32 protein-coding genes are annotated in these 24973 nt (G+C 68.2%); 20 read left to right on the forward strand and 12 right to left on the reverse strand.

The annotated features are described in order from the left end of the window. The 8 genes from BGO91_RS06090 to BGO91_RS22150 form a co-directional block, all read right to left on the reverse strand. Window positions 1-460, reverse strand: a 460-nt coding sequence (locus BGO91_RS06090) for a DUF4913 domain-containing protein (protein ID WP_290471965.1), incomplete at its 3' end; no start/stop codon positions are given. Next, entirely contained in the window at window positions 457-2253 is a 1797-nt protein-coding gene (locus tag BGO91_RS06095; protein ID WP_241706175.1) for a type IV secretory system conjugative DNA transfer family protein, read from the reverse strand. The genes BGO91_RS06095 and BGO91_RS06090, both read right to left, overlap by 4 nt. After that, window positions 2250-3824 (reverse strand): ATP/GTP-binding protein, encoded by a 1575-nt coding sequence (locus BGO91_RS06100; protein ID WP_021762744.1) that lies wholly within the window; start codon window positions 3822-3824, stop codon window positions 2250-2252. The genes BGO91_RS06095 and BGO91_RS06100 overlap by 4 nt, the downstream gene beginning before the upstream one ends. Then, window positions 3824-5335, reverse strand: coding sequence for an SCO6880 family protein (locus tag BGO91_RS06105; protein WP_183428952.1), 1512 nt, complete (start codon window positions 5333-5335; stop codon window positions 3824-3826). The genes BGO91_RS06100 and BGO91_RS06105 overlap by 1 nt, the downstream gene beginning before the upstream one ends. Further along, window positions 5322-6956, reverse strand: a complete 1635-nt coding sequence (locus BGO91_RS06110; RefSeq protein ID WP_185279202.1) for a hypothetical protein — start codon at window positions 6954-6956, stop codon at window positions 5322-5324. Before BGO91_RS06110 ends, BGO91_RS06105 begins: the two co-directional genes overlap by 14 nt. Before the next feature lie 3 nt (window positions 6957-6959). Beyond that, window positions 6960-7706 carry a hypothetical protein gene (locus tag BGO91_RS06115; protein WP_021756267.1) on the reverse strand — a complete coding sequence of 249 codons (747 nt, stop codon included), beginning with the start codon at window positions 7704-7706 and terminating at the stop codon, window positions 6960-6962. Between the two features lie 7 nt (window positions 7707-7713). After that, a complete protein-coding gene (locus tag BGO91_RS06120; RefSeq protein WP_290471966.1) occupies window positions 7714-8022 on the reverse strand; it encodes a hypothetical protein in 309 nt (102 codons plus the stop codon). Beyond that, window positions 8019-8750 (reverse strand): DUF6668 family protein, encoded by a 732-nt coding sequence (locus BGO91_RS22150; RefSeq protein WP_307794843.1) that lies wholly within the window; start codon window positions 8748-8750, stop codon window positions 8019-8021. The genes BGO91_RS06120 and BGO91_RS22150 overlap by 4 nt, the downstream gene beginning before the upstream one ends. A gap of 42 nt (window positions 8751-8792) precedes the next feature. Between BGO91_RS22150 and BGO91_RS06130 the strand changes: the two genes are divergently transcribed. The 17 genes from BGO91_RS06130 (at window position 8793) to BGO91_RS06210 (ending at window position 21605) form a co-directional block, all read left to right on the forward strand. Next, window positions 8793-9068 carry a helix-turn-helix domain-containing protein gene (locus tag BGO91_RS06130; protein ID WP_021756264.1) on the forward strand — a complete coding sequence of 92 codons (276 nt, stop codon included), beginning with the start codon at window positions 8793-8795 and terminating at the stop codon, window positions 9066-9068. Next, window positions 9068-9622: a hypothetical protein gene (locus BGO91_RS06135; RefSeq protein WP_021756263.1), complete on the forward strand. Its 555-nt coding sequence runs from the start codon at window positions 9068-9070 to the stop codon at window positions 9620-9622. Before BGO91_RS06130 ends, BGO91_RS06135 begins: the two co-directional genes overlap by 1 nt. Window positions 9623-9624: 2 nt before the next feature. After that, a complete protein-coding gene (locus tag BGO91_RS06140) occupies window positions 9625-10683 on the forward strand; it encodes a M23 family metallopeptidase (RefSeq protein WP_021756262.1) in 1059 nt (352 codons plus the stop codon). 20 nt (window positions 10684-10703) lie between these two features. Next, window positions 10704-12035, forward strand: coding sequence for an AAA family ATPase (locus tag BGO91_RS06145; protein ID WP_021756261.1), 1332 nt, complete (start codon window positions 10704-10706; stop codon window positions 12033-12035). Continuing rightward, a complete protein-coding gene (locus tag BGO91_RS06150) occupies window positions 12032-12946 on the forward strand; it encodes an FHA domain-containing protein (RefSeq protein WP_021756260.1) in 915 nt (304 codons plus the stop codon). Before BGO91_RS06145 ends, BGO91_RS06150 begins: the two co-directional genes overlap by 4 nt. Window positions 12947-13005: 59 nt before the next feature. Continuing rightward, window positions 13006-13239 (forward strand): hypothetical protein, encoded by a 234-nt coding sequence (locus BGO91_RS06155; protein ID WP_183428951.1) that lies wholly within the window; start codon window positions 13006-13008, stop codon window positions 13237-13239. A 133-nt stretch (window positions 13240-13372) separates the two neighbouring features. Beyond that, window positions 13373-15373, forward strand: a complete 2001-nt coding sequence (locus BGO91_RS06160; protein WP_290471967.1) for a hypothetical protein — start codon at window positions 13373-13375, stop codon at window positions 15371-15373. A 366-nt stretch (window positions 15374-15739) separates the two neighbouring features. After that, entirely contained in the window at window positions 15740-16624 is an 885-nt protein-coding gene (locus BGO91_RS06165; RefSeq protein ID WP_021756258.1) for an ArdC-like ssDNA-binding domain-containing protein, read from the forward strand. Between the two features lie 29 nt (window positions 16625-16653). Then, window positions 16654-17271 (forward strand): DUF6349 family protein, encoded by a 618-nt coding sequence (locus tag BGO91_RS06170; RefSeq protein ID WP_021756257.1) that lies wholly within the window; start codon window positions 16654-16656, stop codon window positions 17269-17271. Between the two features lie 25 nt (window positions 17272-17296). Beyond that, window positions 17297-17506 (forward strand): hypothetical protein, encoded by a 210-nt coding sequence (locus BGO91_RS06175; protein ID WP_021756256.1) that lies wholly within the window; start codon window positions 17297-17299, stop codon window positions 17504-17506. Between the two features lie 319 nt (window positions 17507-17825). Further along, window positions 17826-18107 (forward strand): hypothetical protein, encoded by a 282-nt coding sequence (locus BGO91_RS06180; protein ID WP_021756255.1) that lies wholly within the window; start codon window positions 17826-17828, stop codon window positions 18105-18107. A 155-nt stretch (window positions 18108-18262) separates the two neighbouring features. Beyond that, entirely contained in the window at window positions 18263-18499 is a 237-nt protein-coding gene (locus BGO91_RS06185; protein ID WP_021756254.1) for a hypothetical protein, read from the forward strand. A 65-nt stretch (window positions 18500-18564) separates the two neighbouring features. Then, entirely contained in the window at window positions 18565-18951 is a 387-nt protein-coding gene (locus BGO91_RS06190) for a single-stranded DNA-binding protein (protein WP_021756253.1), read from the forward strand. 77 nt (window positions 18952-19028) lie between these two features. Beyond that, window positions 19029-19868: a ParA family protein gene (locus BGO91_RS06195; protein ID WP_290471968.1), complete on the forward strand. Its 840-nt coding sequence runs from the start codon at window positions 19029-19031 to the stop codon at window positions 19866-19868. Then, on the forward strand, window positions 19865-20290 hold the full coding sequence (locus BGO91_RS06200; protein WP_021756251.1) for a hypothetical protein: 426 nt from the start codon (window positions 19865-19867) through the stop codon (window positions 20288-20290). The genes BGO91_RS06195 and BGO91_RS06200 overlap by 4 nt, the downstream gene beginning before the upstream one ends. 35 nt (window positions 20291-20325) lie before the next feature. Continuing rightward, window positions 20326-21084, forward strand: a complete 759-nt coding sequence (locus BGO91_RS06205) for a hypothetical protein (RefSeq protein WP_021756250.1) — start codon at window positions 20326-20328, stop codon at window positions 21082-21084. Then, the gene (locus BGO91_RS06210) at window positions 21081-21605 is read left to right on the forward strand and encodes a hypothetical protein (RefSeq protein WP_021756249.1); all 525 of its coding nucleotides are present in this window, start codon (window positions 21081-21083) and stop codon (window positions 21603-21605) included. The genes BGO91_RS06205 and BGO91_RS06210 overlap by 4 nt, the downstream gene beginning before the upstream one ends. Window positions 21606-21615: 10 nt before the next feature. Here the strand turns inward: BGO91_RS06210 and BGO91_RS06215 are convergent, their stop codons facing one another. Next, a complete protein-coding gene (locus tag BGO91_RS06215; RefSeq protein WP_147295977.1) occupies window positions 21616-21942 on the reverse strand; it encodes a hypothetical protein in 327 nt (108 codons plus the stop codon). Between the two features lie 59 nt (window positions 21943-22001). Between BGO91_RS06215 and BGO91_RS06220 the strand changes: the two genes are divergently transcribed. Then, a complete protein-coding gene (locus BGO91_RS06220) occupies window positions 22002-22325 on the forward strand; it encodes a hypothetical protein (protein ID WP_021756247.1) in 324 nt (107 codons plus the stop codon). A gap of 3 nt (window positions 22326-22328) precedes the next feature. On the opposite strand, the gene BGO91_RS06225 is transcribed toward BGO91_RS06220, so the two are convergent. From BGO91_RS06225 to BGO91_RS06235, 3 genes are read right to left on the reverse strand one after another with little or no spacing between them, the layout of a single operon-like run. Continuing rightward, window positions 22329-22601 carry a hypothetical protein gene (locus BGO91_RS06225; protein WP_039920823.1) on the reverse strand — a complete coding sequence of 91 codons (273 nt, stop codon included), beginning with the start codon at window positions 22599-22601 and terminating at the stop codon, window positions 22329-22331. 55 nt (window positions 22602-22656) lie between these two features. Further along, a complete protein-coding gene (locus tag BGO91_RS06230) occupies window positions 22657-22953 on the reverse strand; it encodes a hypothetical protein (protein ID WP_039920821.1) in 297 nt (98 codons plus the stop codon). Between the two features lie 35 nt (window positions 22954-22988). Beyond that, window positions 22989-23384 carry a hypothetical protein gene (locus BGO91_RS06235; protein WP_021756244.1) on the reverse strand — a complete coding sequence of 132 codons (396 nt, stop codon included), beginning with the start codon at window positions 23382-23384 and terminating at the stop codon, window positions 22989-22991. A 244-nt stretch (window positions 23385-23628) separates the two neighbouring features. Here BGO91_RS06235 and BGO91_RS06240 point away from each other — a divergent pair, with 244 nt between their 5' ends. After that, window positions 23629-23985, forward strand: a complete 357-nt coding sequence (locus tag BGO91_RS06240; RefSeq protein WP_021756243.1) for a peptidase inhibitor family I36 protein — start codon at window positions 23629-23631, stop codon at window positions 23983-23985. After that, window positions 23985-24821 carry a hypothetical protein gene (locus BGO91_RS06245; protein WP_147295978.1) on the forward strand — a complete coding sequence of 279 codons (837 nt, stop codon included), beginning with the start codon at window positions 23985-23987 and terminating at the stop codon, window positions 24819-24821. The genes BGO91_RS06240 and BGO91_RS06245 overlap by 1 nt, the downstream gene beginning before the upstream one ends. Window positions 24822-24973: the final 152 nt, after the last annotated feature.

Genomic DNA, 24973 nt, shown 5'->3' on the forward strand with positions numbered 1-24973 from the left:
CGAGACGGATCACCGCCTCGTCGTACTTCCACCATTCGGCCGCCCACACCCGGTTCTTGCCGTCGATCTTGCGCCGGTACACGCTGCGCAGATACTCACGCAAGAACTCGTCGACGCTGCCGTAGGTCAGGACCGACTCTGCCGCGTCCGGCACATCCGCCGCGGTGCCCTCGTCGAGCCCGGAATTTTCGAGCTGTGCGGCGATCGCCGCGGCGGCCGCCGTCTCAGCCCGAGCACGAAGCGCGTCCAGCACATCGTCGGTCAGGGCGTCCTTGACGGCATCGGCGGCGACGGCCGACACTTCCTTGCGCACCAACGACTTGACCGCGGCATCAACCAGCTCGTCGGCCAGGCCGCCCACGTCGATCCCGAACGCCCGGCCACCGGCCGGAGCTGCCGCAGTCGTCGACGAACTGCCGGCGTCCTGCGGCTCGTAGTCGTCCTCGCCCCAGTCGCTCACGATCGCGCCTCACTCCCGATGGTCGCCTCAACGGCGGCGACCTCGTGCTGCGCCTCGCTGATCGTGTGCTGCGCCTGCGGGTCGTGCGCGGCGATCGACGCCCGCACATCGGCCGCGTGCGGGCCGGTCATCCACGGCTGAGTGCGGATCAGCGTCGGCCGAGAACCCGAGGAAAGCACCACGGCGCGCCCCTTGGGCAACGCGGCCAGGTCCGCGACGTCCAGGATGCGCTCACGGTGGAGCTGCTGCGACACCGTGCGCTGCCCGCGCCCGCTCGACGTCGACGAGGAGAGCCGGTCGTAGTCACCGATCACCCGCGAGAGGTCTTCGAGGAAGCCGGCCTCCGAGACGCCACCGCCGTATACCTTCACGTTGGAGGCCGACCACAGCTTGCGCATCCCGGACTCGCCCCACACTTCCACACCCTGCGACCAGCTCTGCAAGATCGTCATCAGGACGATGCCGCGCGAACCGTAGTGCGAATAGAGGTTCGGCAGGTCGCGCCAGCGGCAGACGTTCGCCGCCTCGTCCAGGACGCCCAGAAGCGGCGTGCTGAGGCGCCCGCCAGCCGACCGAGCGGCCAGCTCCTCCGCCGCTTCCACCACGGCGACCGTGAGCGCGGTCACCAGCGGGCCGGCGGTGCCCTGGCCCTCCTTGGAGAGGCTGTAGAGCGTGCCGCCCTCGCGCACGAACGCCTCCGGGCTGAACTGCGGCCGCCGATCGCTTGCGTTCCCGCCCAACGGGGTCACCCAGCGGGCGACCTGACGGTTCGTCAGGCACGATGCCATCTGCTGGGCGGTGCCGTAGACGCCGCCGCGCTGCTTCTCCGGCGCGTCGATGACGCCGGCCACCTGGTCGGCGGTCAGCGGGAAGCCGTGCTGTCGAAGGATCTCCACCGCCGTGTCATCGGCGGGCCGGGTCAACCACGTGTACACGTCCGTGATCGGGCGGCCGTCCAGCGCTGCGGCGAGGAGAAGGCCGGCCAGGAGGTCTTTGCCGGCCGGATCGAAGTAGGAATCTGTCTTGGCGTCCGCGTCGCGGGAGCCGGAGGCGAAGTGCTGGGCCATCTTGGCGGCGCGTACCTCGTCGGTGACGTAGCTCAGCGGGTTCCACCACCAGGTGGGCTCCTCCAAAGCGATGCCCTGCGGGTCGAACACCCACACCTGCCCGGCCTTCTCCCGCACGTCGCGGGTGGCGTCTACGACGTCGCGCTTGTTCGAGGTGACGAGCACCCCGCCGGGAGCGGCCAGGATCGCCGGCACGGCGCGGCTGGTCGTCTTACCGGTGCGCGGCCCCCAGATGTCAATGTGCATGTCCTCCCAGGAGCCGTAGAGCGGCTGCCCTGACGCGACAGTGCGCCCGATGGGAACACCGGGCGCGTCGGGCACGCCGAGGCGCTGAGCCTTCTCCAGAGCGCTCTTGCGGCTGAGGTCCGCGACGTCGCGGCCGCGGCCCAGGTACGCGGCCGATCGGTCGACGCGGGTCCGCCCCTTCCGGTAGCGGGCGATCGCCACAATGATCAGCACGGCGAGGACGAGCACGATCGCCGCGACCACGGCGATGATCCACGTGCCCGACGCCGGCCACGGCACCTTGCCCATGAGGACCTCGAACGTCAGCGTGAAGGGGTCACTACTGAGAGTGATCCCCGTGTGGTCGAGCTGGTGGCCGAGCCGAACCGCGAGGTTCACCCCGACCACACCGACCATGACGATCACGATGCCGGCGGCGAGCAGAATCGACTCCGCCGACAGGCCGCCCGGGTCGCGGCGGCGGTTGTTCGGCGTGCTCACGACACCGCCTCCTCCGGCTCGACGGCGTGCAGGCGCCGGCCGACACGGGATTGCGCGTGCCACCGCTTGTTCGTGTCGTTGGTCGAGCGCTCCGTCTCGGTCAGCTTGACCGTGATCGGGATGCCGGGGCGGCCACCCACCTTGATCAAGAACTTGCCGCGGCCGGGAGGCTCCGTTTCCTTGCCGGTCGTGGCGTCCCACGACGGCGGCGCAGACCAGCCGGTGAGGAGACTCTGCTCCGCCAGCGAGAACGGCACGGCGGTGGTCAGCAGCGGCATCTCCGAGTGCGGAAGGCCGCCGACCACGACCATGCCGGCACGCTCGACGAACCCGCGCGCCTTCATCCGGTCCTCCTCCGTGGGGAGAGCGTCGAGGTCGCGCATCGTGTGGGTGATCATCGCCTGCCCGACACCGAACTGGCGGTTCAGACGGGTGAGCGAGTCGACCCGATCCACCATGCCGCTACCGGAGCGGAGCGCCTGCCACAGCTCGTCCATGATCACGAAGTAGTGGCGCTGCGGCTCTAGGCCGGCCTCAGCTAGAGCGTTCGCCACGTTCACCGTGGCGAACCCGTTCGACCAGCAGGCAAGCAGGGTCGCGGCGCGCAGGTCGACGTCGGTCTCTTTTAGCCCGGAAATGTCGTAGACCACCGGACGGTCACGGCGCATCGGATTCGTGGTCGGCCGAGAGAACGTCTCCCCGAGGCGGCCGCCGCGGGCGAGGCTGATCAGCGATGCTTCCAGCCCGCGGGTCGTGCGCTGGTACTCGGCAAAGTCGCCACGGTCGACGGCGACCTCGCGCAGCTCGGCCGGGCCTTCCTGGACAATCGCTAGCAGGTCGGCGAGCACCGGCACCTGGTCGACGAAGCGACGATCCAGGATGCGGAGCGCCTGGTCGACGATCGACTCCTCGACGTCGGACGGCGGCTGCTTGCGCAGGATCGTCAGCAGGGCAGAGACGATCGTGAGGCGTCGGCCGTGGGCATCCGCCTCAACCTCCTCCGCCTCCTTCTCATACCCGGCCTCACGCAGCCGCAGCGCGGCTTCTGTCGACTCGCCAGGGTCTAGAACGTTCAGGTGCCCGCGGCCGCGGCCCAGGCGGATCACCTGTCCGCCGAGGGCCTCGATCAGGTCAACATAGTCCGGCTTCAAGTCTCCGAGGATGAACGGGATGGAGCCGAAGCCGGCCAAGCCGGCGGCCATCCGTCGAACCGTCGTCGACTTCCCCAGGCCCGGCAAGCCGAGCACGAACACGCTCGGGTTGCTGATCAGCTTCGCGCGCTGGAACCACGAAATCGGGTCCGCGCAGACCGTCGCACCCGTGTAGAGGTGCCGCCCCAGCGGCACGCCCACGAGCGGTGCGCCCGTACCCACCGAGAACGGCCACAGCCCGCACACCTGAACGGTGGTGCCGCGGTACTCGACGGGTGCCTGCACGTATCCGGCAGTACCGCGGCCGCGACCGATCCAGCCGCGCCCACTGGGGCGCAGCGGGCGCGGCTCGGTCGTCGTCTGCGCCTTCTGAGCGGGGCTCTTGGTGCTCTTGCGCTTCTTGTTCGTCGCCATCGTCATCACACCCGCTCCCGGAGCGTGGAGGGAACCTGAACGTGCTTGGTCGGGATCAGCCCCAACGGCAGCGCCATCGCGAAAGCCGAGTCCTGCGACCCGTACACACGGCGCACGCGCAGGCGCGCGCCGGCCGACAGGTTGTCGATCGCGGCGGCCGCCTCCGGCTCCCTGGCCGGGTCGAGCACCGTCGCGGTGACCAAGATGGCGAAGTTCACCAGTCCGGCGCCGGATGCCTCCTCCTGCGCGGTCGCGGCCGCGGCGCGCACCGCGAGGGTGTCACGCGCCTGCGGCTTTCGCGTCGCGCTGGCACGGAACTGCGCGGCCGTCAGGTCGGACTCCACGAGTCCGGCCGCACGGGCCGGATCGATCGGCTTGTAGAGGATCGTCACCCGCTTGCGAGCGATATCCCGATGCGGGGCCAGCAGCCGGGCGAGAACACCCGACTGCACCGTTCCCCGCGGAGCCTGAGTCATCGCCCAGGTGACCGACGTCGCAGAATCGTGGCGGTAGTCCGACCACGACGCCTGATGCGCGGTCGGCCCGACGTCCGGCCACGACAGCTCGGGCGTCTCACCTTGGGCGTGCGCTTCGTCGATGAGCTGTGCGGCCGCCGGGTCGTAGGCGATCCGGATCGTCTCGCACAACTCCTGCGCCGCGAGGGGGCGAGCGGCACCCGCCCCGGTGGCCTGCAAGTTGCCGGTCAGGCCAGGCAGGCGTGCCGCGAGCTCGCGCGCCATCTCGTCCGGCTTGCGAGGCTGTGCACCCTTCCGCGGGATCGCGTTGAAGGTCAGGGTCACGAACGCCTTCACCGTCGACGAGCCGGCGGGGTAGGTGTCGATGACTTCCCGCAGCATCGCCTGGGCGAACTCGGGAGCGTCCGGGTCGAGATTCAGCTCGACCTCGCGGCGCAGGCGGGTGCCGGACTCCGGGGCCGTCTCGATTACGACCGAAGCGCCCTCGATACCCGGCTCGTCGGCCAGGTGGGACAGCCAGTGACCCCAGTCGGCAACCCAGGTGTCGACCTGCAACGGATCGACCAGCGACGCGCCGTCAGGCTCGGTCCCGATCACCACGGCGTAGGTCTTGCTGACGGGCGTGTAGACGAGCGCGAACGGACGCCCGTAGGAGTCCGTGTGCTCGCTGAGCCGCGTCGCTGCCGCAACGCCGGGAAGCTGGTAGGTGCCCCACTCGGTGCGGCCCAGAGGGCCGGACCGGTAGAGGTGCGTCCCGCGCGAACGGGCGGAGGCCCATCCGATCCGGTTGGAGGCGCGGGAGAGGACGCTGCGCCCATCGGCGTTCTTGAGCACCAGGAGGAGCAGCAGACCGCCCGCGATCGCCGCGGTGATCAGCGCTGCCAGGATGCCGGCAGACATGAGCGCGATCAGGATCGCGAACAGGGCCACGAACAGCAGGCCCGTACCCACCGTGCCCAGACCCAGCAGGCCCGGCGACGTCGGACGCCGCCAGTTGCCGTAGGTCCGAGGGCCTTCCTGAGTTGAATCAACGGCCACCACTGGGGCCTCCCTCCGTAGATTGTTCGCCAACGCTCTGAACGGCCTGTGCGGCCTTCTTCGCGCCGTCAGCGACCACGCCGGCCGCTGCCCCCACGCCCATTCCGATCGGCCCGGCAGCCGCACCCGCGGCCGCACCACCCGCCGCGCCACCCGCAGCAGCACCGCCTCCAGCGGCCGCGCCACCGGCCGCAGCTCCGCCACCGGCCGCAGCTCCACCACCGGAGCCCGTGGCCGCACCAGTCGACTTCGCTGCACCCGTGGACGCACCACCGCCGCCGCCGGGCTGAGACGTAGGCGCACCGCCGCCGCCGCGGCTGCCCGAGGGCGATCCGGTCGAGCCGGTCGAACTCGTGCTCCCAGTGCCCCCATCGGAGCCGCTGCTACCGCTACCCGTCCCGAGACGTCCCAGCGCCGCAGCTCCGGTCGGAAGCGCGGCCATAGCGGCCACGCCCATCGCGCCACCCGCGCCACCAGCCATCGAGCCGACCAGCGGAGTGACGAACCTCATCAGTGCCGGCATCGCGAACAGCGCGATCACCATCAGCATGAGGCCCGTGAGCACGGCCAGCAGGCCCGTCCCGTCGTCCTTGAACACGTTCGTGCCGACGAGCTGGAACGCGGCCGCGTACACCAATGCCGCCGCCGGCTTGTAGAGGATGAACGCCAGCAGCCAGCCGACGTTCTTGCGGAACCACGCCTTGCCGGTTTCGAGATTCGTGAACGACGCCGACAGCGGCAGGATGCCCGTCAGGATAACGAGCATGCCCCCGCGGGCGACCATGAGCACGATCTGAAACGCCGTCGCGAGGATCGCGATCAGCCCCAAGATGATGATCAGCAGCGAGCCCAGGCCGCCCGCGGCCGGGTTCGTCGTCAGCGCCAGCAGGTTCAGCACGTTCGTGCCGAAGCACGTGGACCCGGTCGCGGCCACATCGCAGTCCAGCGACTTGTTGATGATCCACACCGAGAACGAGTCGGACGCCGCGACGAGGAGGCCGACGACGGTCACGCCGGCACCCGCGACGATGATCAGCGTCACGAGGCTTTTCAGCGTCTCCCGTCCCGGTTCGGCGCGCTGTTCCCACGCCATCCGGGCACCGCCGATGATCACCGACAGCACGGCCAGCGCGCCCATGTACCACCAGAGCCCCGCCTGCAGAAACGCGACCGCGCCTCCGGCGCCGCTTGGCCCCGAGGCGATGATCGTCGAGACGAGCGAACTCGCCCCGCTGATCAGGACCACCGCGCCCAAGATGATGCCGGCGCGGCCGACCGCCGCAATCCCCTGCCCCGATCGCAAGCGAGAAGCCACGATCATCCCGAGGATGATCATGGCGATACCGCAGATGGCCAAGGACACCCACGTCACATAGCTGAGCACCGTCGTGATGCCCTCCGAATTCGGAGCCGACGACCCCGCGGCGATCGACGAGCTGCCACCCGATCCCGTCAGGTTCGGAGTGCCGATGTTCACCCACACCGTTCCCAGCGAGGCCACCGCCTTACCGAAAGCCTCCTGGACCGCCTTCGCCATGTTGTCGATCGCATTACCGACCGCGCTGTTCACCCAGTCCTGCACGACGCAGCCGGTGCCGAGGAATCCGCAGTCTTGTCCAGCCATTGGTCATCCCACCGCCCAGGCCGTGTACCCGGCAAGATTCGGAAGCTGATCAACCTGCGCCGGGTTCTGCGCGGACGAGTCGAGCTTCCAGTCGCCGCCAGACCAAATGAGCTTCGCGACGAACGACCCAGTGACGATCTGGCCGGAAGTCGTGGCCTGGAAGGCGACGTCGACCTGCGCGTGCTCGCCGTCGTACGACAGCACGCGGAATCCCGCGATCGACGCTCGAATGCCGGATGGGTTCGCTGCATTGAGCCCGGAGCTGAGCAGGCTGTCCCTGTTCTGGCCGGGGGCCAGTACGTACGGGAGCCACGTGCTTCGGAGCGACTGATCGAACGACATAATCGCGAAGTTTGCTGAGGCAAACAACGCTCCTTCGGGGGTGTGCTGGAAGCAGTATCGGTATCCGGACGCGGCCGTGGCACCGGGGCCGGCGGTCTGCGACGTCGGGTAGGCGAGCACATCTTGGTACTTCCATGACGTCTCGGGAGCCGCGCTGACGGTACCGGAAAGCTGGACCCCACGGAGGCCGCAAACGCTCGAGTCGCCCGACACGGGGCCGGGCGACGAGATGACGCTGGGAGACGTGCTCGTACTGGACGTGGGAGCCGCGTTAGGGCTCCCCTTGCCCACGTTGACGGCCACGAGGATGATCCCGCACACGACGATCAGCGCGACGACGATTGCGGCGGCGATGAAGCCCGGACGTGTGAACGGGCTCTGGCTCTCGTTCTGGTTCTCGTCGCTCACGACTACCTCACCCTCCTGCGATGGTGCCGATCCACGCGGCACCCGCACCGATCACGATCGCGCCGGCCATCGGCCAGAGAATCTTCGGGAGGGCGTCGTGGCCCTCGCCGCGGCGGAAGCTGAGCGCGATCAGGATGCCGCCAACGATGATCGAGCCGCCGACCACCGCGTACCCGATCCACTTCAACCACGCCATGATCGTGGTGATGCCGCCCGTGCCGGGCGGCTGCTGCGGGTTCGGGTTCGGAATGTCGACCGCCGGGACATGCGCCAGGAAGTCGTTCGCCGCGGTCAGGATGGTGTGCAGCGTGCTCATCGCTGTTCCTTTCGGTAGGTGGTGCCCGTTGCACCGGGTGTGACCAGCGCGCTCAGCTCATCGACGAGTCGATGAACCTCCCGCGGAGCATCCGCAAGAGCCGGCGGCTCCCCCAGACGCCACGATTCGACCCACGGCACGTTCCACGTGCGCGGGACACCGCCGCCGACCACCTGGGCCAGGTCGCGCAGCGGGCGCGGCAGCCGGCCGGGGGCATCAGCGACGAGAACGAGGCCGAGCAGTTCCACGTGCGGAACGAGGCCGGCCGCCCATTGCGTTGCGGCCGCCTGGGCGGCACGCAGCCCATAAGCGTGGGAGCGGGCGACGAGAACGACACGCGCCGGCATCCCCGCTGGGGGACGCGGCCAACCGTGATCGGCAGCAAGCCAGTCAGGCACGAGCGCGGCCAAGCTCGACTCACCAGAACCACCGTGCGCTCCGAGCCACCACAGGGGCGCTGTCTGCGGGCGATCGTACGTCGGCAGCTGGTCGACGCGATCCGGGGCCGGAACCCCACGCTGAGGCCCGACCGGGCCTGTGGGCGGCGCAACAGACGGTGCGCTGGTCGTTGGAGATGCCGGCTCAGGGTCAGTGGGTCGGGATATCCATGGATTAATGCCGTCGCTCACCGTTCCCCCCTCGATAATTGTGTTCGACGTCGCTAACGCGACAAGAATACTCGATCGTTCTACTGGGAGCAACAGCATGCTACAGGGATACACACGCATAAACAGCGTGCAACAGAGCCACTTTTCGTTTACACTGTCTGCATGCGCTTGCGGCTTCCGGTGTTCCCCGTGACGTCAGGGCTTGATGCGCTGTTCAAGGGGCGCAAGGAGACACTGACCGTCCCAGAGGTTGCAGAGATGCTGGGCCTCACGAAGCCCGGCGTCTACAAGTGGCTCAAAGACGGAGTGATCCCCGGCTACAAGCTCGGAGCTACATGGTTCATCCTGCGGGATGAACTAAAGGAAGCTCTAGAGCAGGGGGCGAACTCACGGCGGACACAGCCGCCAGCGCGGGGTGAGGAGCACGAGGAGGGGTAATGGGGGGAAAGCGCACGCTCGGTCTAGCCGGCGTCGTCTTGGTCACGGTTGCGCTGGCCGGATGCGCCGGTAACAGCGAACAGCGACCGACCGAGAGCCCTTCCCCCACACCCTCCGGTGTCTCCATCCCGGACCTGAACACGTTCACACCGGCTCCCCCCGGCACCCAGCTCGACGACGAGTCCGGCGGCGGAACCGTCAACCCGAACCCGGCACCCGCCTGGGACGCCACGCAGCGCAGTAGCGCCGTTGCCGCGGCCGAGAAGGCGCTCACGGCGTTCGCGCGCCCGGACCTCAGTTCCACTGAGTGGTGGGCGGCCCTGTCGCCGCTCCTGACGCCGCAGGCGCAGCAGGACTACCAGTCCGTCGACCCCGCCAACATCCCGGCGCACAAGCTCACCGGCAACGGGACCATCGTCGACGACAGCAGCACCTACGCCGTCTCGGTGGACGTTCCCACCGACGCCGGCACCTACACGATCATCCTCACGCGACGCGACGGCGCGTCGCCCTGGCTCGCCAGCCGATTCACCCCTCCGGCAGGGACACACTGACGATGGATCGCAAGTCTGGGGGGCTCGTAGCGATCATCACCGTGCCCGTGCTGATCCTCGCCACGGTGTTCGGGATGCTGCTACTCACGTCGTCGGCGTCCGCGAGCTGCAACCCCACCGGGAACAGTGCTGCCGCGGTCACCATCGACCCCAAGACGGTGCCCGCCACCACGATCAGCGGCTACGGGCACGACCAGCTCGTGAACGCCGCGTACGTGATCCAGGCCGGCAAGGATCTCAACCTCAGCTCCCGCGACCAGACCATCGGCGTCATGACGGCGATGGGCGAATCCGGTCTGCGTGTGCTCAACTACGGCGACGCTGTAGGGCCGGACAGCCGCGGCCTGTTCCAGCAGCGCGCGAACGGGGCATGGGGGTCGCTCAGCGACCGCATGGACCCCTACATCAGCGCAACGAACTTCTTCAAGAAGCTGGCCACGATCACCGACCGCGACTCCCTCGCGCCCACGATCGCCGCGCACAAGGTCCAGGTCAACGCGGACCCGTACTACTACGCCAAGTACTGGGACGCCGCCGTGGCCGTCGTCGAAGGGCTCACCGGAGCCAAGCTCGGCCTGAGCACCGGCACCGGCAACCAGGTCTGCTCCGGGGTCGGCACCGGCACCGGTACCGTCAGCGCTCAGGGCTGGGCGCTTCCGGCCGCCGGCCCCATCAGCGATCCCTTCGGGATGCGCGTGAACCCGATCAGCGGCGTGTACAAGCTCCACGCCGGCGTCGATATCGCCGGTGGCTGTGACTCCCCCATCTACGCCGCCCAGACCGGCACCGTCATCGCCACCGGCTTCGGCGTCGGCTACGGCTCCAACGGCACGATCGTGATCGACCACGGCGGCGGCGTGCAGACGGTCTACCTGCACATGTACGCCTCCGGCATCCTCGTCCAGGACGGCCAGAAGGTCACCGCAGGGCAGCAGATCGCCCGTATCGGCTCCTCTGGTGACTCCACCGGCTGTCACCTCCACTTTCAAGTGATGATCAACGGCTCCCCCACCGATCCCGTGGCCTTCATGAAGACCGTGGGAATCACCATCGGCGGATGAGCGGAAGGAGAAACACCCACATGAGCACGACAACGGAAGCAGCCGCCTGGCCCCGCGCCACCGCGACCCTCAACGAGGACGGCACCGCCCAGGTATCCATCGGTGGCACCGTCACGGAGGTTGCCGCAGGCGACGTCGACGAGGCGCGCGCTCAGGTCGTCGCGATCGTCGCGGCCCGCGCCGAACAGCTAGGCCGGCCGCTGCACGTCCTCACCCGTGACCCCGCCGGGGAATGGCCGCTGATCATCCACCCGGACCAGACCGTGACCGAGGACGACAGCCGCGAAGCACGACCGCAGGCCCCTGAGCCCGCTGCGGAACCTGCCCCCCAGCAGGCGGAGGCCGACGAGACCGGCGCGGCGTCGGCCGGCCCCGGCTCATGGGTCACCGCCACGGCCGCCGCGGCGCCGAGGGCAGACCTTCCGACACGTCGAGCCATGCGCCAGTCGTTTCTGGTGCGGGAACAGATCGAGGAGCCGGCCACCACCGGGTGGCGCGGCCTGGCAACGCGCGCCGGCATCCGCATGAGCCCCAGCGAGGAGGAGCGCGCAGAGCGCGCCGACGTGCTCGCCGTCTCCCAGCACTGGCCCGGCCCGCGCACGATCGCGATCGTCAACGGCAAGGGCGGCGCTGGCAAGACCCCCAGCACGGTCCTCCTCTCAGGCGTGTTCGCCCGCTACGGCGGCGCAGGCGTGCTCGCCTGGGACAACAACCAGACCCGCGGCACGCTCGGCTGGCGGACCGAGCAGGGGCCGCACGAGTCGACGTTGCTCGAGTTGTTGCCCCAGGTCGATCGGCTCCTGAGCACCAGCGCCCAGTCCGCCGACCTCGCCCACTACGTGCACCACCAGACCCGCGACCGTTTCGACGTTCTCCGGTCCAAGCCGATGGCGCTCGCCCAAGAGCAGCGCATCGAGCCCGAGGACGTCGACGCCATCCACGCCGTCGCCAGCAAGTACTACCGGCTGATCTTCATCGACTCCGGCAACGACGAGTCCGATCCGATGTGGCGGCGGATGATCGATCACGCCGACCAGCTCGTGGTGGCCACCACCACCCGCGACGACCACGCCGAGGCCGGCGCGCTTCTCCTGGAAGCGCTGGCCGACCGCGACGAGCGATCCGCTCGGCTGGCCGACAACGCCGTGGTGATCGTCACGCAGGCCGACCCCAAGGCCACCCCGGCCGACATGCAGCGCGTCGCCGCCGGCTACCGCGACATCACTCGCGAAGCCGTCACGATCCCCTTCGACCAGGCAATGGTCGACGGCGTGCTGCACTACGGCGCTCTGCGACCCTCGACGCAACGGGCGTGGCTGGCCGCCGCGGCCGCCGTCGCCCGCGGGCTATGAGCGCCACACAGGCCCTCCGCGCATCAGAAGCCGTCGCGGACTGGCCCAAAGTCGTCGCCAGCATCCACGGCCCCAGCGACCAGCTCACAGATGCTCCACCGACGTACATCGGCAGCATCACGATCAACGGCACTGAGCGGCCCTGCGAAGCCACCAGCGTCGAGGAGCTGCGAACCGGCATGATCGCCCGATGCGTAGCGATCGCCATCCGCTTGCACCGGCCGGTGCGCCTCACCGTCAAGGACAGCAGCCAGACATGGACGCTCGGGGTTCGGCCCGAGGGCATCGTGCAGCTCCTCGATGCCGCCGGCACGATCCCGCCGGCAGACGGGCTCACCGTCCACGAGGGACGCTGCCGCATCTGCCGGCGACTCCAACCCGTCACCGAGGCCGTGTGCGTCCAGTGCAAGACGCCCGAGCCTCACCGCGTGGAAGCCGACCCCATCGACGTCAAGGCCGTCGTCCCCGACGCCGCGACCACCGTCGAGGAGCTGCCCTTCGTGCGCGCCGTGGTGGTCCCCGTCGAGGAGCTGGACCACACGGTCATGGCCAAGCCCACTCCCCCGGCCAACACGCGGCCGCGCCTGCGCCTGCGCTTCACCACCCAGGAGTCGGTCGACACCAGCGAGAGCGTCGTGCTCGGCCGCCATCCCATCGCCGTAGGCGATCGCAAGCCGATCGCCGTCGAGAGCCCCGAGCGGATGCTCTCACGCACCCACGCCCTCATCGACGTCGACGACGAGGGCCGCATCGTCGTCACCGACTACCACAGCGGCAACGGCATCGAGACGCAGACCGACCCACCCCGCCGGTTCGAGCCAGGCGTGCCCTACACGATCGAACCCGGCACCAGCCTGCGCATGGGCGACGTCGTATGCACGATCGAGGTCACGCCATCGGAGGCGAAGTGATGCAACACGCCCGCGTGGCCTACCAGAATCAGTTTCTTAACGCCCCTAGGCTCACGAACATGACAGCGCAGCGATACCGTGGCGGCCGCCACAGCAAAGGCGACCGTCAGGCCCTCATCTCGCGTGTAGCTAACCCTCTCGGAGAGGCCGTCCGCGAAGAAGCGGAGGCCCGAGGAATGAGCGTCAACGATTACATCGCGTCCTTGCTCGCGCGCGAAGTCGGCATGCCCGAATACGCGCCCGCGCTCCCCCCACGTCACGAATACGAGGAGCTGCCCATCACAGCGGCTTAACGAGCAAGCCCCCGCCTCTTGCGAGACGGGGGCCGAAGCTAAGTGCCTGATCTGGACTGTTTGGCGACGGAAACAGATCAAGCGATGTGAGGAACCGGTTTGGCGACCGGGGCCTGTTTGTGTCAACCACTACGTGAAAGACGGTGCCATCATAACCCTCGCGACGGATTATGCATATTCCGGCGCTCCTGGCGCGTCGTGGATACTCACCGCGGCCATCAGCCCTCGGCCGAGCGTGCGCGTCGCTGTCGTCGACGCCTACGGCGACGTTCAGAACCGCTACCCCTCGCACCGCCGCGTCGACGGCAAGGAGCCCACGCGCCCGTGGGCGATGTACCTGGCCGACGCCAGCGGACGCTTCCGCTTCCTTGGCTTCGACCTCGACGCCAAGACGCCCGGTGCCGCGGCCGCGGCAGCTCGTGACGCTGACGTGATCGCCGGCCTCCTCACGGACGCCGGCATTCAGCACGTAGTCTGCGAGTCCGGCCCCTCACACGGCCGCCACGTCTGGGCCGCTCTCTCCGAGAGCGTCGACGCAGGCACGATCGCCACCCTCGCGCACTTCCTGCGCAACGTGTGCCCAACACTCGACATCGTTCCCCTGACGAACCCGCAGACCGGTTGCCTGCGCCCGCCAGGTGCCCCGCACCGCCACGGCGGCCGCTCGACGGTGCTGCGCGGCGACCTCGGGATGCTCACCACCCCCACGACCACGGCCGCGCAGGTGCGTGGCCTGGTCGAGGCCCTGGCCAAGCTCAGTAACGGCGCTGAGCCCGCAGGGCGTATCGACCCCAAGCGCCCGATCCCCGTCGACGAGCACGGCCGCCTGTACCTCCCCGGCCCGCGCCGCGAGCTCACCGCACGCAGCGCCGCCGCACTGCGCGAGGACGCTGCCTCTGGCGACGCCTCCGCAGTACTCTGGCGCATCCTCGTCGGCGCCGCGGCCGCCAGATGGCGTCACGCCGACGTCGCTGCGCTCGTCGACGACGCACCGGGCCTAGAGCACGTCCGGTCCTACCGCGATCGCCTACAGCGCCGCCCTCGCGGCCGCGGCGGAGCCGCACACGTCCTCCGCCGGCAATGGGACAAGGCCGTACGGTTCGTGGCCACCACAGACCGGCAGGTCGGAGACGACCCCACCTTCGACGCCCGCGCCGACGCGATCGCCGCCCACGTCCGCCACGTCCAGGCGCGAGCGGACGCATCTGCCGGCCGCTGGGCCCACCGAGGAGGCCCAGCCGACCGCCGCGTGCTCGACGTCCTGTGCATGCTCGCCCTGAAAGCCCTCAGCGCCTCTCTAGAGGCCGATACCCGCCGCCTCGCCCTGTTTGCCGGGATCGGCCGGGAGACGGCCAGGACGGCGCTCCTACGGCTCGCCGCGGACGGGTGGGTCGCCCAGACCCGCGCTGCCGATGGTCCACATGGTGCGCACTGGACCATCGACCCTCAATCGGTTATCCCCAGCTCTGCATCTACAAGTCGGTCACAAGCGGACCCGCGCCCCGCAGGGGCAGGGTCCGCAGAACGATCCACCCTCCTGGCTACCCTGACCCAGAGAACCCGGGACGCTGCCCACGACCTCTTCACGCTGGGACCGGGGCTCGGCTTCCACGCGGGGAACATGTACGCCCGCACCACAACGGATCCTCAACCCGTCGACGCGCTCGCTCGTTCCGCAGGATGCACCGTCAACCAGGTGCGGCCGGCCCTCGATCGGCTCACCCGTGCCGGCGTCCTCGTCCTCACCCGCCACGGATGGCGACGGCGATCGGTGGATTACCGTCGAGCCGCCGCCGTGCAGCTCGACGTCGACGGCCGACTGCAGGCGCGCGCAGCCCGCTACACGGTCGAGCGCGAGCTGTGGGCGTGGTGGCAGGCCGAGGAGACGTGGATGCGCGCCCCACGCCGCACCCACCCGAGCCGCCGACCCGGACCCGGCCAGCTCGCACTCCTCCCCGACTTGGGAACAAACGCCTATGGCGCACACCCGCGGGACGCTAACGGTCGAGCCGACTTCCGGATGGCACGTGCACTGCTGAGCGGCGCGGCTACGGCATCGACGGCGAGCAAAGGCCGCCGAGCGATCGCGCCCGATCCTGTCGACACGATGCTGGGAGACGAGCGGATCGCCTGAGCGAGTCGGCCGCCGGCCGACACGAGGGCCGGCGCCCTCGCACTCCCCGCGACCCTGCGGGCCGTGAACGACGGCCGCACGCGGCCGGCTGCTTCTCGCGCCTGCGGCGCTCGTTTTCTCGCCGTGAAGCCTGCGGCATTCTACGGGCCTCGTCGTCCGCGCAAGCGGCTGCGCCGCCGGCTCCTCCGAGACTTTTCGGCCGCGTCGCTGCGCTCCTCACATCGGCCGAAAACTCTCTCCCCCACCGCCCTGCGGGTTGCACTCCCTCCTCTGCCCTGAATGGCACTTCGTGCCTTCACGGCAAGAAAACGTGGAGGGGGTCTGAGTGGCCCTAATAGTACTAATACCGTCACCGGAGGTAGCGAGATGGCCCGCAAGATCACCAGCACCAAGAGCGCCGAGGAGCGTCGTGCCGAGGCCGAGGAGCTGCAAGCGACGATCGCGACACAGGTCGAGGCGCTGCGCGAATCCGAGGCATGGGCGGCCTTCCTGAACTTCGCCCAGTCGTTCCACCGCTACAGCCTGGGAAACCTGCTGCTGATCTTCGCCCAGCGGCCCGAGGCGACCCACGTCGCCGGATACAGGACCTGGCAGAAGCTCAACCGCCAAGTGCGCAAGGGCGAGCGCGGTATCCGCATCTTTGGCGGCCGCGAGATTCGCGAGACGGTCGAGAACGAACGAACCGGCGAGGAAGAAGAACAGCGCCGCGTGCGGTTCTTCCCCGTCTCCGTGTTCGACATGGGACAGACCGACCTCATCGACGAGGAAGCCGGCGACCCGGCCGACATCGCGCGACCGCTCACCGGAGACGACGCCCGCGGCATCTTCGAGGCCACCGCCGACTACCTCACCGGCACCGGCTGGACCGTCGAGTGCGAGCCCATCGCGGGAGCTGCCAACGGCTACACCGACCCCGAGGCCCGACGCATCGTCATCGACGCGAACCTGTTTCCCGCCCAGGCAGCCAAGACGGCCCTGCACGAGGCCGCGCACGCGATCCTGCACGCTGAGGAGGATCAGGCCGAGTACATCGAGCACCGCGGCGTGAAGGAAACCGAAGCCGAGAGCGTCGCCTACGTCGTCGCCGGCATTCTCGGACTGGACACCAGCGCCTACAGCGTCGGCTACGTCGCCGGGTGGAGCAACTGCGACTCCGACACCATCAAGGCCACCGCGGCCAACGTCCTGCGCGCCGCGCACACCCTCGCGGACGCGCTCACCGAGCCCGCGGCCGAGCTCGCCACCGCCTGACCCTAATAGTACTGTTGGAGGTAACTGCAATGACCGGTGAGCCCACCCTGTTCGACCTGGCCGAATTCGAGCGCGAGGCGGTCGCCGCCACCCCCTGGGATGGCGCGCCCCTCAGCTACACGGCGGACTACTACGAACCCGCCGCCCTGGTCGCCGCGTTCGAGCGCTATTGCGCCGAGCACGGGCACTTCGGCTGCATCCCCCGCAGCCACATGTGGCACCGCGCCTACTACTTGGACGGCCCGACCGTCACCGAGGGTCACGAGCTGCACATGTTCACCGCGGACGCCTGGTGCCGTGAGGTTGACCACGACCACAGCGCCGCCCCGCTGCCCGGCGGCGGCCGGTATCAGGCCAACTGCCCGCGCTGCGCCTGGCACGTCATCACCGACAACGAGAGCGCCGCCGTCGAGGCGTGGCACGACCACGCCCTCCCCGGATGGCGCGAGCTGCCGATCCTCCCCCGCAAGCTCGCCCGGTTCGAGAACAAGCAGCGGATCGCGGCCGTCGCCGCATGGGTCACCGCCACCTATCCGGCCGCCTGGCAGCGGCCCGGCGTCCCGATCCTCACCGAGCGCGGCGAGCACGGACGCCGCCACGTCCCCGGCCGCTCTCCGCTCGGCGGCTACGACCTCGCCGCCGACTAACCCCAACACCACTATTGGAGGACTCATGACCACCGAGACGCACACCACACCCGCATGCATGTTTTGTCACCGGTCGAGCGTCGTCGAGCTCACGGCCGCGGAAGCCGCCGCGCTGCGCGCGGGCGCGCTGATTCAGGACGCCGCCCCCGCGAGGCCGGCCGCGGAACGCGAGCTGATCCGAACCGGCATTCATCCGCAATGCTGGACCGACAATTTCGGCCCCGGCTTCGACTGAACACCGTCCAGAGCGGTCGGCGCCGGACGGAGCCGGCGCCGACAACGGACGGCCGGACGGAGCCGGCCGACTGTACGGCCTTCGGCCCCTGTCTTTTGCCGGGAAGCCTGCGGCATTCTACGGTCGGCGGCCTCCGCGCAAGCTCCCTGCGGGAGCCAGCTCCGCCGAGATTTTCCGCACGCGGTCGCAAGCTCCCTTATTTCGCGCGGAAATTCTCTCCCCCGCCGCCCTGCGGGTTGCACTCCAACCGCTCTCCCTGAACGGCACTACGTGCCTTCCCGGCAAAACAACATGAGGGAGAGGGAGAGGGAGAGAAGCGATGAGCACACTCATTACCAACACCAGCGACGTCACTCGATTCGCGGCGGTGTTCTCCGCCGGAGACATGGCAGGCGACCTGGGGCCGACCCTGAGCTGCGGCGAGGTCGAGGCCCTGGCGGGGATGCTTCGAGCGATCGGGGAGCCAGCCAGCGCGGACATGTGGATCGAGGCGCACGCCGCGGGCGACGACGAAGGCGATGCCCACTACCGCTCCCCTGCGGCCGAGTACGTGGTGCCCATCGACCCGATGGAAGCCCTGCAATGTGACAGCTGCCAGTGACTTGACCCCCAACGCCGGTAATAGTACTATTAGAGGTGAACGAAGGGCCATAAGTAGCCCAGTCGACATCCACCGGCACGAACCAGCAGGAACATAAAACAGCCCCAACGACCCTAACAGTACTATTACCGTTAGATCACTCCATAGGAGAAGCCATGTCCAAGATCATCGTCACTCGACTCGCAGACCTGCGGATCGGGGACCGCATCCTCAGCCACGGCGGCCGCATCTACCGCACGCCGCTGCGCGTCACCGACGAGCTGGGGCCGATCGAGTTCGGCTCGCCCGTGCGCGGCGTCCGCGTCGAGAACCCCAACCCGGTCAGCGGCATCGAGTGGGTGCTGTACCCGCCCCAGATGGACGGCCGAGAGATGGAGGTCGAGCGCTACTAGGTCATTGCAACTCTATAAACCCCAACAGTACTGTTAGAGGCACCATCATTCTGGGAGGAATCGAAATGAGCTACATCACTCGCACTGGAAACCTGGCCGAGACGCCCACGCTCCGGGAGGGGGAGCACGGCCCGTACACCTACGCCCGCGTCATCGTCAGCGACCGCATCCGTCAGTCGGATGGCTCCTACAGCGACGGTCCGGCCACGGCCTACGACGTCGCCGTGAGCGGCAACCAGGCGCAGAACCTCGTGGACGCGGCCGAGGCAGGCGGAAACATCCGCGTTACCTTCTCCGGCGGCTACCGCATCACCGAGTACAAGGGCGAGCAGGGAACCCGGCTTCAGCACGAGGTCCGCGCCGACGAAATCGGTGTGAGCCTGCGCGGACAGAGCGTCACCGTCCAGCGCGCGACGGCCGCCGCCGACACCAACGACGACACCCCGTTCTGAGTCGAAGCAGGGCCGGGGAGCTGCCCGACAGCTCCCCGGCCCTGTCACGCCACGCGCACACAACGCAGCAGCATGACGTGACGGTAACAGTACTATTAGACCCATTGGAGGTAACCAACGTGACCGCTCGAATCTTCGCCCTCTGCAACCAGAAGGGCGGCGTCGGCAAGTCCACGACCACGTTTCACCTGGCGCGCGCCGCGGTGCGTGCAGGCCGGCGCGTGCTCGCCGTCGACAACGACCCACAAGGCAACCTGACGACGATCGCCGCGGCCGAGGATGTAGGGGAGGACCAGGCCGGCCTTGCCGACGCGCTCAGCTCGCGCGCACCTGAGACCATCCGCGACGTCATCGTTCCCGGCGTCTGGCCCGGCCTCGACGTCGTGCCCACCAGTGGCGTCACGCTCGGCTACGTGCGCGACGAACTCGTGATCGCCGGAGCCGGCCGAGAAGGCCGCCTGCGCGAGGCCCTGGCCAGCGTCGTCGACGACTACGACCTGATCCTGATCGACTGCGCACCCAGCCTCGACCAGCTCACCATCAACGGCCTGACGGCCGCCGATGCCGTTGTGGTTGTCACCGAATCCAAGCTGTTCAGCGCCAACGGGCTCGGCCAGCTCCTCGACACGATCGAGAACGTCAGGGCCTACTACAACCCCGGACTGAGCGTCGCGGGCGTCATCGTCAACAAGCACGAGGAAAAGACCGTCAGCGGCCGCACATGGCTGGACGAGCTGGGACAAGCCATCACGGCCCGAGGGCTGCGGATGCTCTCACCCGTCGTCCCCAAGCGCGTCGTCATCTCCGACGCGGCCGAGGCCGCACGCGGCCTCGACGAGTGGGGCGGCTCCGAAGCGACAGAACTCGGAGCCATCTACGCCGACCACCTGACTGCGATCGAAGGAGCCGCATCATGAACCGACCAGCACCACGCAAATCCAGCCTCGCCGGATCGAGCCCCATCACGCCGCCACCCGCGGCCGCGCCGACTGCCGTCGACGCCACCCGGTGGACGCAAGAACAGCACGAGGACGCCGACCAGGTAGAGCAGACCCGCCAGCTCCAGGCTGCCGAGCGCGCCGCGACGAAGCCCGCGCCACGCGAGCCGAAGTCACGGGCGAAGGTGTCGTTCTACCAAGACCCCGCCGACACCGACCGCGTGCGCGGCGCGATCCTCTACACGATGACCACTGAGGGCAGCCGCAACCTCTCGCAGTTCATCCACAAGGCCGTCATGGCCGAGGTCGAGCGCCTGGAAGCCAAGTACAACAACGGGCAGCCGTTCCCGCCCGTGGGAGCCCGTGAGCTGCCCCAGGGGGCCGCTGCGGCCAACCTGTAGACCGTCCTCGAGTATCGATCCGGAAGGACCACACGATGACCACCACACTGCAGGCGGTCGAGCCTGCCGAGCCCAACCCGGTAGCCGACGCGATCGCCGCACTCACCGCGGCGGCGCGTCAGACGCGCGTGCGCGGCGCCGGCACCGAGCAGGCCACCGTCGAGCCCGTCGATTTCGGAGAAATCGCCACCTACGTCCTCACGGCCGTTGCCGCCAACCTGGGCGGCGTTGAGGAGCTGTTGGCCGGCCGGCCCGGATCATGGGAAGCCGACTACGTGCGCCAGATCGTCCACAGCACCGCCGGCGACGACGACGCCGAGCTGCTGCGCTACCGCACCGAGCCGGTGCGGCTGCCGTTCGACGCGGAGGATGTGTTCTACGACTTCGGTCTGGGCGACCTGTACGACGACGAACGCGACGCGGCCGCAGAAGCCACGTTCACCGAGGGGATGACCGAGGAGCGGGCCGCGGCCGCGCAGCAGCTCGTCGAGGACGTCGAAGCGCTGTTCGCGCGCGACCTGGCCGCGTACGCCGAGGCGTACCTCACGGCAGCCCGCCAATACCTCACCGAACAAGGGATCACGTGCGGCGTCGAGCTGGTCACCACTCCGGTGGGTGAGATCCCAACCTGGGACGCACTCAGCGACCAGGTGCACGAGTACGCCCGCGCGAATGCGCCGCTGCCGATGACGGGGGAGGCCCCCGACTACAGCGACGGCACGCCGGCCGACGCCCTGCGCCGTGCCGGCCTCACGTACACCGGTCGCGCACGGACGAACGGCGGCACCGCATGACGAACTCCCGACTGGCAGAGGCCGCCCTTTCCAAGTACCGCTCTGAGCTGGCCGAGATTGAGGCCAAGCGCGCACAGGAAGCGGCCGAGCAAGAAGAACTCCGCTCCGAATGGTTGGCGCAGGAGACGAGCAAGCTCGCCCCGACGTACACCCGGCTCTTCCTGGCCAAGATGGGCTTGCCGGCGGACTCCGGATTCGCGGCCGATCTGCTCTGGTACATGCCTCCCACCGCGACTTCCGCGGGCACGTTCGAACGGCGCGGCGACGGCACAGTGGTCATGACAGGAGGAATTTCTGGTGAAGACGTCCTCCACGCCGACATCGATGCCATCACGATCCGCGCCGCGGTCAACAACCGTTCAGAGGATGAGAACCCTCTCGAAGTCACGCTCGTCGACGACTCCGGCCTTGGCAACCCGGAGGCCATCCCCTCCCTGTTCGCGCTCGGCCGGCTGATCACCGAAGCCCGGGAGCGGCTGGAACAACAGGCTACGGAGCGGTCGGCTGGCGACCGAGCCTGACAAGGGACTCCTATCGCCGCGGGGGAATCGGCGGCCGGTCCCAACCATCCTCGATCGCGCCCCGCCACACCCATGCCGTACGCACGATGCCGTTGACCGACGTCCAACGGACCTGAACGGCGCGATCCGTCCAGGCGATCGCCTCGCACTCTGGGCGGATCACCGTCTCCGGGAAACGCACCCACGCCCGCACCGGCCGCGGCTCCGCCGGCCGGTGAATCGGGTGGTGCTCGACGTCGAGCTCCGCATCGGTCAGACTCACCGGCTGGGCTCGGATCAGAATCTCCTCCACGCCGCGGCCGATCCCCATTTCGGGATATCGGCGGTTCGTGCTCATGCCCCCATTAGACCAGAGATTCGAAAGTATGTTCGAATGGATTCGTGCGAACGATTCGGGTGGGGGAGAGCGACTGGCTGGTGCTCGACGACGCGATCCAACCGCGCTTCTTAATCCACCACGGGCCGGCCGTGAACAAGATCACCCGCGAAACGCTGATGATGTACCGCGTCGACCATTGGGTCCTGAAACGTGCTGACCGGTGGCCATTGGGCTACTACGAAAGCCTCGCTGAGGCACAGGCCGCCGCCGAAGGCGAGCTAGGCACGCCGAAGTTCCTCGTCCCCATCACCGACCCGCACGGGCAGATCGTGACCCCGGAGGAACAGCGCGAGCGATGGAAGGCTGGCCTCGACCCACGCAGCGGGACGCCGAGGCCGTGAAGCTCAGCCGGCCTGGCGACCGTCTGGATCGAAGGTCGTACCCCCGTCGTTGAGTAGCCGACTCACGTCCGCGTTGAGCGCCATTACCTGTTCCGGATCGTCCACGATCGCATCCACCATGAGTTCGAGATAGGCGTACGCCTCCGGCGGAGCCGTCGACGTCCCATTTCGCGCGAAGGCGCGCACCAGCTCGCGTATCTCGTTGAGCTGCCACTGCTGCCTGGCGATCAGCAACGCATCCCGAAGGTGAGGGTTCGCTTCTGGTTCATCGCTCATGCCATCGACACTCTCATACCCAGAGCTGACGAGCCCTCCCGCATTACCGGGCGGCCTACTTCCGGGACGCGACCGGTTCCATGCGGCCGACATGGTAGCCGGCCACCCAGGCGGGTGCGTCCTGGTCGCTCAGCTCTGCCGGAGCGACCACCGGTGCACCCTGCCGGGCAGCTCGTCGCCCAGCGTGGAACGGTCGAAACGCATGCAGCCCTCCATCTGGGCGCCGACGCTCAGCGCGATCGCTCAGGACCATCCACACAACGACACCGATGCCGGCGACGATCACCACGCCGACGATGAACAGCACGGCGTTGTCCACGATGTTGGCCGCCCACTGCGGCAGGGTGGGCATGGGCCACGGGTCCGGGACCGCTGTGTACCCCCGCATCAGCGGTGACCCCACGCGGCGCGGATGCCGTCGCGCACATCGTCTGCGGCTCCCAGGGGCGCTAACGTCGCGTGCGACACCAAGGTGTCACCGTCCCGTTCAAAACGCTTGGCGATGCGTCCCACCTCGCTCTTGCTGAGCCCGGTGCTCGCGGCGACGTCGCGGACGCTGTGGCCGTCGACGAGGAGGGCGAACACCGCTTGCTCCTCCACCTGGTCGAGCACGTGGGATGCGATGGACGCCTGCCGGCGCGCGCGGTCGATTGCGCCTTTACCGTGCTCGCCACGGCCTACTGCGAACGCGGACTGAAAAGGCCCGCGGGCGATCCGCTCCTCAGTGGTGAGCGAGTCATGCCATCTGAGCCAATCGAGGTATCCGCCGTCTTGCTGTCCCATGCTTGGGACACTACACCATCGTCCCGACATTGGGACAGGGGGCAGGTTCAGAAACGATCGTTAGCGCAAGCGACCCGGCGGGCCATAGCGGTGCCCGACGACCAGGCTGGTGCCGCCCGAGATGGCACCAGCTTTGATGTTCTCGGATGCTCGTGGAGCTCTCGCGCTTGGTACTTGCGTCCCCTAGACAGGGCGTTCTAGACTCCGGCTCAGCTTCACGTTCACTGAGGATTGGGGAGATATCGTGAAAAAGCGTTCAATCATTGGGGTTGCAGGTGCTGCAGCTCTTGTCGCTGCTTCTGTCATTGGATTCAGCGCACCGGCACAGGCATCCATCACTCAGTGCGGCAGTAACCGCGCGTGCGCCTGGACTGACTCCAGCTATGCCGGAGCCTTCGGATCGTGGACCAGCAGCCAGTCGTCGCTTGCGGGGTTCCACGACGTCATCTCCTCCGTCGCCAACAACCGAACTGCCTATATCGGCTGGTTCAGCGACCCCGGTTACTCGGGTTCATTGTTCCAGCAGCCCGGAGGAGCCGCGGGCTTCTTCAATTGGCCTGACTGGCGTAACGACTCGTTCGACTCCCTCTACTTCTACTGATGGCGGGTGGGCGGCTGACAGCGACGACTTCAGCAGCAGCGCTCATCTTCGTCGTTGCATTGACCGGGTGTTCGTCCGGGCCGTCGCAAGCGCACGCCAACGTGCGCGCGCAGCTCAATCCGGCGACGGCACAGATTCTGTTGCCGCTTGAGTCATATGCGATGAGTTGGGGTGAGGTTCAGACGGTCAACCATGCGAACTCGATTGCGATCGAAAAGTGCATGGCCAACAAGGGGCTGACTTTCCCCCGCGCGTCTCAGGATTGGTCGGCGCTCGCGCCTCTACCGGATCGTCGGTATGGGTTATGGGCGCCGGCCGACGCTGAGGCCAATGGGTACGAGCTACCCGAGTCGAGTCAGTCGAAAGATGTTCAAGCCCAGGAGGATGCGCTCGGTCCCGATTGGTGGCAGGACTATCGGGCGTGCTTCAAATCAACCAAGCAGCTACCCGTGATGGGGGTAAACACGTCGCCGGATCAGTCGGTGGTAGATCGCGGGATGAATGAATCGTTCGAGGCTCTTCTTGCCAGCGACGAGTTTAAGTCGGTCCGGGAGAAGTGGCTCAGCTGCATACAGGACGGGGGCCTGGCGGCCAACAAGGATGCCCGGGTTCTGGTGCCTCAATTCCCTTCCGCTGGAGAAGAGCAGCTCGAGGTCGCTGCAATCGACGTACGGTGCAAAGAATCACTCAATTCCGTCCAGACGCTGGCGGACTGGGAAGCGACCAAGCAGGCAGGGTACATCGATGATCACGAGGGCGAATTGACGGCCTACCGCGACAAGGTCAAGAAGGTGGTCGCCCAAGCACAGAAATTGGTCACGACCGTTGGCGGGTGAGCCGCGGCGGCTGCGTCGTTTGGATCATCCCTTCCGCGCACTCGCATTTGTCTTAATCACGGTCCTTATCGCGGGTGCGGCATTCCTTCTGGGTATATGGGTGCGTTCGCCGGACTCGGCTGTGCTTGACGCTCGCGGGACGAATGTGCCCG

Origin of the sequence: Leifsonia sp. 71-9 (assembly GCF_001898805.1) — a bacterium.
Lineage (GTDB): Bacteria > Actinomycetota > Actinomycetes > Actinomycetales > Microbacteriaceae > Leifsonia.